The sequence below is a fragment of the Anaerorhabdus sp. genome (genome assembly GCF_036657415.1).
Lineage (GTDB): Bacteria > Bacillota_I > Bacilli_A > Erysipelotrichales > Erysipelotrichaceae > Anaerorhabdus.
In genome coordinates this window covers 1-11,057 of the sequence record NZ_JAVXGL010000064.1, presented here as the reverse complement: position 1 = coordinate 11,057, position 11,057 = coordinate 1, and the positions used below count along the sequence as shown (strand labels likewise).

9 protein-coding genes are annotated in these 11,057 nt (G+C 31.3%); 1 reads left to right on the top strand and 8 read right to left on the bottom strand.

Going from position 1 to position 11,057, the window contains the following annotated elements; translation table 11 throughout:
- The first annotated feature begins 154 nt into the window (after positions 1–154).
- Complete coding sequence (locus RSB60_RS08810) at positions 155–1,132, top strand: effector binding domain-containing protein (protein WP_332615813.1); 978 nt, start codon at positions 155–157, stop codon at positions 1,130–1,132.
- A 32-nt stretch (positions 1,133–1,164) separates the two neighbouring features.
- On the opposite strand, the gene rihC is transcribed toward RSB60_RS08810, so the two are convergent.
- From rihC to RSB60_RS08770, 8 genes are all read right to left on the bottom strand, one after another.
- Complete coding sequence (gene rihC, locus RSB60_RS08805; RefSeq protein WP_332615811.1) at positions 1,165–2,088, bottom strand: ribonucleoside hydrolase RihC; 924 nt, start codon at positions 2,086–2,088, stop codon at positions 1,165–1,167.
- Positions 2,089–2,403: 315 nt separating this feature from the next.
- Positions 2,404–3,327: a substrate-binding domain-containing protein gene (locus tag RSB60_RS08800; RefSeq protein ID WP_332475633.1), complete on the bottom strand. Its 924-nt coding sequence runs from the start codon at positions 3,325–3,327 to the stop codon at positions 2,404–2,406.
- Positions 3,328–3,360: 33 nt separating this feature from the next.
- Entirely contained in the window at positions 3,361–4,308 is a 948-nt protein-coding gene (locus tag RSB60_RS08795; RefSeq protein WP_323382836.1) for an ABC transporter permease subunit, read from the bottom strand.
- Entirely contained in the window at positions 4,305–5,780 is a 1,476-nt protein-coding gene (locus tag RSB60_RS08790; RefSeq protein ID WP_332615809.1) for a sugar ABC transporter ATP-binding protein, read from the bottom strand. The genes RSB60_RS08795 and RSB60_RS08790 overlap by 4 nt, the downstream gene beginning before the upstream one ends.
- A gap of 34 nt (positions 5,781–5,814) precedes the next feature.
- Positions 5,815–6,210 carry a D-ribose pyranase gene (rbsD, locus tag RSB60_RS08785; protein ID WP_323382838.1) on the bottom strand — a complete coding sequence of 132 codons (396 nt, stop codon included), beginning with the start codon at positions 6,208–6,210 and terminating at the stop codon, positions 5,815–5,817.
- A 4-nt stretch (positions 6,211–6,214) separates the two neighbouring features.
- A complete protein-coding gene (gene rbsK / locus RSB60_RS08780; protein WP_332615807.1) occupies positions 6,215–7,102 on the bottom strand; it encodes a ribokinase in 888 nt (295 codons plus the stop codon).
- 9 nt (positions 7,103–7,111) lie between these two features.
- Positions 7,112–8,095: a LacI family DNA-binding transcriptional regulator gene (locus tag RSB60_RS08775; protein ID WP_332491704.1), complete on the bottom strand. Its 984-nt coding sequence runs from the start codon at positions 8,093–8,095 to the stop codon at positions 7,112–7,114.
- A 78-nt stretch (positions 8,096–8,173) separates the two neighbouring features.
- Positions 8,174–11,057: AAA domain-containing protein (locus RSB60_RS08770; protein WP_332615804.1), on the bottom strand; the 2,884-nt coding region annotated here is incomplete at its 5' end.

Below are 11,057 nucleotides of genomic sequence, written 5' to 3'. Positions count from 1 at the left end.
ACTGATAAGATTTCATCATGCCCTACATATTTTCTCAGATTTTGTATATAACTCATATCGCTTTCTCCTACAATAATTTATACTAACATTATACAAGAACATCTTTACTTTAACACCGTGTCATCGTTTATAGTACAAGTAATGGAGGACTGTGATGAATACAAATACAATAACGCAAGTTTCAAAATCACTCGGTATTTCTACTAGAATGCTTCGTTATTATGAACAAGTCGGTTTAATATCAAGTTATAAAAAAGACGATTATGCCTATCGTATGTATGATGAAAATATGGTAGAACGTTTAAAACAAATACTCTTATTACGTAAACTGAGAATTTCTGTTAAGCAAATTAAAATCATTTTATTAAATGAAAATGCTCTTGAAACAATCAAAATCTTTCAACAAAATATTAGTGAACTTAATGAAGAATTAACCGCATTATCAACCATCAAAGAAATCCTCCTTCAATTCATTGTTGAGATTAGTGAAACTACTCATTTACCTTTACTACAGTTAATTGAAAACAATGAAGGACTAATGAATACTATCGATTCACTTAGTATTATCACAATTAACTTTAAGGAGGATCAAATGATGAAAAATTTAAAAAAAGTTAATGATAACCAAAAATTTAATGATGTGCGTATTCTTTACTTACCACCATCAACTGTTGCAGCTGCTCATCACATTGGTGATGACCCAGAAACACATTCAAACAATTTAATTGATCAATTTGTGCGCAAAACAAAGCTTTCTGAAATTAAACCTGATTTGCGTCATTATGGTTTTAACCATCCTAACCCTGTAGACGAAACAGGCTATCATGGCTATGAAACATGGGTAACTATTCCTCCTGATTTTGATGTACCAGCTCCCCTCATTAAGAAAGAATTTAAGGGTGGTTTATATGCTGCACATATGATTCATTTCGGTAATTTCAATGAATGGGAAGGTCTTGCAGAATGGGTAAATAATAATGATAAATACGAGTTTGCAGGAGATTGGTCAGATCAAGAACATATGTGTGGTTTACTTGATGAACATTTGAATTATTATAGTCATATTCATTTAGAAAATACTGAACCTGAAAATATGCAACTTGATTTATTAATACCTGTTAAAGAAAAATAGCAAATGAAACCAAACTCATAGAGTTTGTTTTTTTAACAACACTTCTTAACACTTTTTAAAAACCATTGTTCAAATTTCTCTGGATTAGCTCCTAACAAAACTGTTGCATTACTTTCTTGCTTTAGATAACCTTTCAAATCAACTACACTACATCCTGAAGTATATTCACCTTTTGTTTCAATATCCACAAATGCATTTACTGTTTCAAAAATACTTGGTTCAAGAATATAGGCAATTGCATAACTATCATACATTCTTAGACCTGTTTCAAATGAACTGCCGCGATAACGACTAAATAACTCATAAAACATGTTTCCTGTTTTGTTCATCATCCGTATCTCTTCACTGACTTCTTTTGATATTAAGGCGCGTACGCCTACATCAAGTGGAGCCATTGTTAATTTTAATCCACTTTTAAAAACGATTCTAGCAGCTTCTGGATCAGCATGAAAATTGAATTCAGACATAACACCACAATTTCCTCTACCAGTAGAACCACCCATCATAACAATTTCTTTTATCTTTGGTTTTACTTCTGGATAAGTTAATAAAAGTAATGCAATATTCGTAAGCGGTCCAATAGGCATAAGAGTAACTGGTTCATTACTATCCAATAATATTTGTTTCATTAATTCAATTGAACTTTCTTTTCGAAGTAAACTCATGTCGGGATCTTCAAAATCAAATCCTTCCATTCCAGTTTTACCATGAATTTCACTCGCATCAACAATTGGTCTTAGAAGCGGTTGACTTGCACCAGCAGCTACAGGGATGTTTTCTTTGCCAAAGAATTTAAGTAAACGTAATGCATTAAATGTTGTCTTATCTAAGCCAACATTTCCTGAAACCGTACTGATACACTTTATATCTAAATCTTCAGAAAATAATGCGATTGCGATTGCAACTGCATCATCAATTCCTGGATCTGTATCTATTATAATTGGTCTTTTTGTCATTTCTGTTCTCCTACATAACATGCTCATCATTTCTAATTCGATGATATTGCTTTAAAAATACCTACAACTAGTATAATACATAAATATACGGGTAGAAAAATAGTCCACTTTAATATTGTCAATAATATACGAAAAAAACTATTCATAATCATTACCTCTTATTTTGAATTCATTATATCAAATCCATACCATTACACAATAAAATAACGTCTATTATATAACAGAATATACTGTTAATTAGATATTCATGTCATCCCTTGTTTACTCATATTAAAAGCAATGTATCAAATGATACATTGCCGAAATTATTATATTTTATTCTTTAACTAATTCAACTTCAACACCAATAACACTATCCACTGTTTCACCTTTAATAAGTTTAACTGCTGCATCAACAGCTGTTTCACCCATAAGTGCTGGTTTTTGTGCTACTGTAGCAGCCATTGTTCCCGCTTTAATAGCAGCTAGTGCATCATCTGTTGCATCAAATCCAATAATAACAATATCTTTACCATTAACAGCTTCAATAGCTCCTAATGCCATTTCATCATTATGTGCAAATACACCTAGAATATTTGGATTTGCTTGTAAAATATTTTCCATTACGCTCAATCCTTCTGCGCGATTGAAATTAGCAGTTTGAGATGCAACAACATTTAATTTAGCATCTGCAACATTATGGAATCCTTTTCCACGATCGATTGCTGCTGAAGATCCTTCAATACCTGTTAATTCAGCTACTTCAGCCCCTTGCCCTACAAGTTCAACTAAATATTCAGTTGCAAGTTCAGCACCTTTTACATTATCAGATGCAATAGCAACATCAACTGTTTGACCTTCTACTCCACGGTCAACTGAAACTGTTTTAATTCCTTTTGCAATAGCATCCCCAACAACAGGTGCAACTGCACTTGAGTCTACTGGGTTAACAATTAATACTTGAATGTTTTTTGACATTAAGTCTTCAATGTCGTTTACTTGTTTTGCTGAATCATCACCAGCATCAACAACAATAAGTTCTACACCTAATTCAGCAGCTTTTGCTTTTGCGCCATCAACTAATGTTACAAAGAATGGATTATTTAATGTTGATACGGATAGTCCAACAACCATCTTTGCTGGATCTGTGTTTCCACCTGTTGCAGGTGTTGCGGTTTTTGCTGGTGTTTCTCCTGTAGAACATCCAGCTAGTCCTACTACAAGTAGTAGTGTTACTAAAAACGATAATACTTTTTTCATTTTTTCTTTCTCCTTTTCTTATTAGAATTGCTTCTATCTTTCCTTATCGGATAAGACTGCAATTAAAATAACTGCTCCTTTTATTACATCTTGATAATACGATGTAACACCAATGATATTTAATCCATTGTTTAATACTGCAATAATAAGAATACCAATTAATGTTCCAAATATTTTTCCACGTCCACCACTCAAGCTAGTACCACCCAGTGCAACAGCTGCAATAGCATCAAGTTCATAACCACTACCCAATGTTGGTTGTGCCGAACCTAGTCTTGATAATAAAATCATTCCTGCTAATGATGCGAAGAATCCCGAAAATGCATAAACCATTAACTTTGTTTTTGTAATATTAATACCTGCAAGTGCTGCAGCTTTAGCATTGCTCCCTACTGAATAAACTTTTCTACCAAATGTTGTATTATGCAAAAGGAAGTAGACAAGTATAAATGATATAACGAGTATCCACACTGGGGTTGGAATTCCTAATACACTTCCTTTACCAATGAAACTTAAGAATGAGTTACTAAAAGCATCATTTCCAACTAAACCAGATATTGGTTTACCTTTAGAGAAAATCATTGTTGCTCCTCTAAACACAGTCATTGAAATCAATGTTGCAATAAAGGGTTGTAATCTTCCTTTCGTAATCATTAGTCCTGTAAGTAATCCTAATAAAACACCTATAATTAATGCAATTAACATGGCAATAGGTGAAGATACTCCTGATACAATAAGCTTTGCAGCAATCGCTGCTGTAAAGGCTAAGACTGATCCAACCGATAAATCAATACCACCTGTAAGAATAACTAATGTCATTCCAAATGCAATTAATCCATTGATTGAAGACTGTCTTAATAATGATAAGAAGTTATCAATTGTTCTAAAATCTTTACTAATAAAACTAATAACGATAACTAATAAGAATAATGCAATTAACGATCCGAATTCTTGAAATTTGATTTTTTTCAATTGTTTCATGACAATTTACCCCCTGTTGCAAGAGTCATAATATTTTCTTCTGTTGCTTGTTCTTTACTAAGTATTCCTGCTGCTTCACCTTCATGAATAACGAGTACACGATCACTCATGCCAATAATTTCAGGAAGTTCAGAAGAGACCATGATAATCGCAACACCCTGTTTGGTAAGTTCATTCATAATCATGTATATCTCTTTTTTAGCGCCAATATCGACACCTCTTGTAGGTTCATCTAAAATTAATAGTTTTGGTTTTGTCGCAACCCACTTTGCGAAAACAACTTTTTGTTGATTACCGCCTGACAATGAGCCCACTGCTTGTTCAATACCAGTACTACGCACCCTAAAGTTTTTAGATTCTGCTTCGCACATCGCTTTTTCTTTTCCTGCGTAGATAACTCCTAATGGATTAGACAGTGCCTCTAAATTCGCAATTGCAATATTTTCACGAATAGAGAAAGGTAACATTAAACCTTCTGTTTTTCTATCTTCAGTAATAAACCCTATTCCTAATTTCTTTGCTTGAAGTGGATTTTTAATATTCACTTTTTTACCTTCTAAGTAAATAGTACCGTTATCTAATTTAAGATTTCCAAATATAGCATGCATAATCTCAGTACGACCTGCACCCATGAGTCCAGAGACACCTAATATTTCACCTGCATGTACTGAGAATGAAACATTCTTAATCAAATCTTTTTTATTTAAGTTTTCCACCGCTAATACAGTGTCACCAAGTTCTTTATCAATCTTAGGAAAACGATCACCAATTTCTCTACCAATCATCATTTTCACAATCTCATTCATACTTGTCTCAGCTATTTTTTTATCACCAACATATTCACCATCTCTTAAAATTGTTATTTGATCACATAACTCAAATATTTCTTCCATACGATGAGAAATATAAACGATAGATACACCATTTTTTTTCAATGTACGAATAACATCAAAGAGTTTCTCAGTTTCGTTTAATGTAAGTGCTGCTGTTGGCTCATCCATAATAAGTACTTTCGCATCTACCATAAGAGCTTTTGCGATTTCTACCATTTGTTGTTTACCCACTGATAGCTTTCCCAAAACTTCAGTTGGTTCTATATCGACACCAAGTTGGTTAAGTACTGTTCGTGATTTTTGCTTCATTGCTCTTTTATTGACAACCCCATGTTTTACAATTTCTTTTCCTAGGAACATATTCTCTTCTACTGTTAAATCTGGAATGACATTCAATTCTTGATGAATGAATACAATACCAGCTTCTTCTGCTTCTTTTGGATGTTTATAATTAACCATTTGATTATCAACCAAAACCTCACCTGCATCTTTTGTATAGACACCTGTAAGTATCTTCATCAGTGTAGATTTACCTGCCCCATTTTCACCCATCAATGCATGGATTTCTCCATCCTCTAATTTAAAACAGGCATTTTTAAGAACTTGGGCTTTACCAAATGTTTTATCTATTCCTCTCATTTCAACCTTCAATGAAATCACCCCTTTTCATGTTTTAGAAACTTACTCCTGATATTAAAATTATGTTTGAATATGGTGTAGCTTCTCCTGTACGAATTACTGCTTTTGCATTTTTAAGCATTTTTTTGAAATCTTCATGACTCATGAAATCGGTTTCTTGAGTAGGCAAAATTAACGAAATATTAGTTAACATTGTTTTATTTTTTTCTTTTATTTCATCTGCTAGTATTATTTTTTCAATAACCATGTCTTTTTTTATTTCTTCTAAAACTTCAATAAATGAAGGTGTTCCTATTTTTAGTGCTAAATCTATCTTCTTTACACCTTCAGGAACGGGTAAACCACAATCACCAATACAGATATAATCTGTGTGCCCCATATCTGATAGTACCTTTGAAATCTCACTATTTAATATTCCGTTCTTTTTCACTTTATTAGTCTCCTAATTCTTTCAATACCATTTCTTTGGTTGGCATTCCATTTTGTGCGCCGGCTTTTTCAGTTGATAATCCAGCTGCCACATTCGCAAAACGTAAAGCTTGTTTTAGTGGCATTCCACTTGTATAGGCATATACAAAAGCGCCATTAAATGTATCCCCTGCTCCTGTTGTATCTAATACCTTAGACTTGCGTGAAGGAACTGTGACAATTTCTTCCTCGCTAACTGCTAGAGAAATTCCTTTTTCTCCTTGAGTCACAATTAATTTTTCAGGATATTTCATCATTATTTGTTCAACGTCTTCATTTTCAAATAACAATACTGCTTCGTGTTCATTTGGTGTAAGGAAATCAACTAAATCTATAATTTCTTCACTTACAGTTGCAGCTGGCGCAGGATTTAGTAATGTTTTAATTCCATTTTCTTTGCATAATCGAATAATATATTCATTCGTTTCAAGCGGTATCTCATGTTGTAGTACCACAAGTCCACAAGTTAATAACTCTTTTTTTATACTCTCAATATAATCAATATCTACTGCACTATTTGCACCAGGGAGAACTACAATTGTGTTATCTCCTTCCCCTACTGTAATAACTGCAAGTCCAGTATTCGCATTTTCTTCAATTTTAATGAAATCAGTGTTTACACCATTTTCTTTCATCATGGTCGTAAGTTTTCTACCATTATCGTCGTTGCCTACTTTCCCAAACATGACAACATCGCCACCTAAACGAGCAATCGCAACAGCTTGATTAGAGCCTTTTCCTCCAGCATTATATTGAAGTTCATTACCAATCAATGTTTCACCTTTATGAGGAATACGATCTGTTACCACAACTAAGTCCATATTTATACTTCCAACAACACCAATTTTCATCATAATTACCCCCTATGTAGTTTCTCTCTCTATTAATTTGACTGATAATACAACTTTTCGAAATTCAATTTCTTTTCCTTCAATTATATCAATAATGTTATTTGCAGTGATTTCCGCAATCTCTTGAATTGGTTGAGCAATTGTTGTTAATGCAGGTGTCACTCTACTACTTTCACGAATGTTATCATAGCCAATAAGTTTTACTTGTTTTGGAACATCAATTTCATGCCGACGTAATACTTTATAAACCGCTAACGCAACAATATCATTCGCGGCAATAATTCCATCAATTTCAGAATAATGCTCTAATAAATATTCTGTTTTTTCTAAGCCATCATTGAAATCAAATTGACAATCAATGGTAATATTCTCTAAACCATGTTCTTTACAGAAATCCATATATGCACGATGTCTCAACGCTGCACTCGATAATCGATCAATACCACCAACATAAGCAATCCTACGACAACCTTTTTGATATAAATGCTCTACCGCAAGTTTTCCACCTAAATAGTGATCACTTGATACTGATAGAAAATCATTTTCATATTCAAACTCACGGTCGATTGTAATTACTGGAACGGTAATTTCTTGCCTTGCTTTTGTGTTATTGGTAATTAATACAATACCATCTGTGTTCATTGAAATAAGATTACGAGCATACTCATTTTCTTTGTCTAAATCGTCACTACTATTACAGAAAATGACATGATACCCTCGTTCAAATGCTACTTGTTCCATATATCGTCCAATTTCTGTAAAGAATGGATTGGCACTATTAGGAACAATAAATCCAATAATATTAGAAGATTTCTTAAATAATGATCGTGCTACTTTATTTGGGACATAACTAGTTTGTTCAATCGCAGCCAACACACGTGACTTCTTATCATCATCAACATATGTTGTTTTATTCATAACCCGTGATACTGTAGCTGGAGATACATCCGCAATTCTAGCTATTTCTTTAATACTATAGTTCTTCTTATCTCCCATACCGTCACCATGAAACCCGTTTCATAAACATATATTAAACTATAATTAAGTTTTTGTAAAGGCTTTCATAAAAAAATCTTAACTATTTTTTTTCAATTCTTTTTGTTTTTTTACTCTATTCTTTGCATCTAATATCTTTAACTCTTTTTCTTTAGCTTTTGTTTTTTCATCTTTCAATTCTTCTTTTATTGTATTTTCAAGTAGTTCTGTAATTTCTTTCTTTTCTCTATCATCTAGAATATACTTTTCATTTATACTATTATAACTAAAAACATTTTTTAGAACCCGTGTTAATACATTTTCATTTAGTTCATCATTTGTTAAGAATCGTACAATTTTTAAATTATAGTGTTTAAAAATTCGATCTTTCATTTCATCTCTTTTGCGCTGCTCGGAACCTTCTTTATGATATTTATAACCATCTACTTCTAGCGCCAAAAAAATAGACTTATCAATTTTACGATAAAATAAAAAATCAACATGTGTATTTGCATTTAATACGAATCGTTTTTCTTCTTCATTTAATCTATTATATTTTCTAAAAATACGATTTAACCGAACATCAAATTCAACATCTAGCTCCGGGAATTGGTGAAGGATTTCTAAAATCAAATTATATGTAATATTTTCTGAATCAAATTTGGATACTAATTTCTTTCCTTTTAAGTACTCAATTTTATCATTTTCTCTACATTTATATAAAAGATCAAAAACAGAATAAATATTACTTTCACTTACTTCACAATTGTTATAACGAACATATCTTATAAAATCACCGATGTTTGTATTTCTGTATTCTTCATCTTTAGAAACAATTAACTTAACTCTTTTTCTTGCACGTGATAATGCCACATTTAACATATTTGGGTTGTCTGTGAATTTACTAATTCTATTATCTACAGTTGAGATAATAATATTATCCTTCTCTCTACCCTGAAATTTATGAACTGTAAGAATTTCAAAAGAGTTTACTAATTCATCTGATATTTTTGATACTTGTTCGTTGTAAGGAGCAATGATACCAATTTGCTCGATTGAACTTACCTTTAATAAACTTGGTAAAATTTCATTTTTTATGACATTTATCTGACGCAAATTAAATTTATCGCGCGCATGATTTCCCTTTTTTGTAATTCGCACATCTAATACATCATTGATTACCTGCTGTCTTCCATTTATTTTCTCGTCAATCTCAGTCATAACAATAAGTTGGTTATTGTAAAATTTTTCATTACAAAAATTAATGATTTTTGGATGACATCGATAATGTTCTTTTAACATAACTCGTGGTGCTTCAGGAAATACTTTCACTATTGAAGATAAAAGGCATTGGTTTTCATGTCGATATTCATAAGGAATACCATACTTATCAGATATTTCTGTATACTTCTTTATATCATCATACTTTATAATATTACCTAATTGCATCAAATCTCCTACAATTATCAAATTATGTGCACATGTAAGTGCAAGAACGCCTGTCATCAAATCTACTTGAGACGCTTCATCAATAATTAAATAGTCATATGTTCTTTCGAAACAGCATAATCTAGCTGAACTAGTTGAACTTAATACAATTGGATATCTATCAAAAAAGTCAGCTGAATTTCTCTTGTTAATTTTGATAAATTTTTTATCATTATTATAATCACCAAATTTTTTATATAAGTGTGACATAAATAAACTCATGGACTTTTCTATAAGTTCAATTTCTTTTTTTGACCGTTGCAATTCTTTCAGTCTATCGTCTAAACGTTTGATTTCTAAGTTAATTTCATTCAATTTAATTTTATAGAATTCTTTCTGAAGTGAAGAACAAATTTGACTGGGTGATTTTTTATCAATCGTATTCCAAATTGCCCCATAATAAATATAACTCTTTAATTTAAACCAAAGTGTCATGTCTTTAGATGTACGATCAAATTTCTCGCATTTATCTAACATTCGAAATATAGTTGAAGAACTTACTCTAGTGTTAGTGCGAAATAAATTCAAATTTTCATATTTAGTTGTATCAAAATAGTCTCCAAAATGTTTACTTTCAACCTCTAATGCATCTCTCTGCAAATAAAATTTTCCTATTTCATTTTTAATCGATAAAATTTCCTTCGTTAAACTTTCGCATTCTCTTATTGCTTTATAGTATTCTATTTCAGTTTCGATATCTAGTTCATATTTTTCTAAATTTGGTACATCAACCTGACCTTTTTCGATAAATTTTTGACTATTATCATTATTTCCAATTTTTGAAAGAAAAAATTCAAGATTTCTTTCTTTCATTTTATCGTAAATATTTTCTGTAGCCAAGTTATTGTAGGAAACAATTAATGCTGTTTTATTCATCATCATTATATTTGCTATAATGTTTAGAATAGTAAATGTTTTTCCTGTTCCTGGAGGGCCTTCAATAATGCTTATATCTGAGTTCATTGAATTATTAACTGCTTCCATCTGACTAAGATTATTTCCAAAAGGATAAATTACAGTTTTATTAGAATCTAAATTTGTTGTCTTTCTCATAAAATATTTAGCAAGCAGTGTATCTTCTCGAACATTTCTAATTGAATCATATTGTTTTTTGTAGAAATCACCTTTTTTATCCTTTTCAGAAATCATCAATGTATTCTTTGAAATTTCATAAAAATAATCAAAATATTTCATATTCTTCTTACTAGCAAGAATATTTCTTACAATTTTGATAGAATTTCTATCAAATATTTTTAATTTTCCATCGAGAAAATAAACCTTGATTTTATAAGTACCCCAATCATTTACATAGATATTTACTTTCTCTAACTTTTCCAACTCAACATTATTGTGCAGAATTAGCTTTGATTTTAAATCAATTTCCTCTACTTTGTTAAATACGTTAAAATTCATACAATTGTACGTATATATTTGACCATTATTAAAAGTAACGATAACTTTGTTATTATCAAAACGATAAGTATCTACATCATTT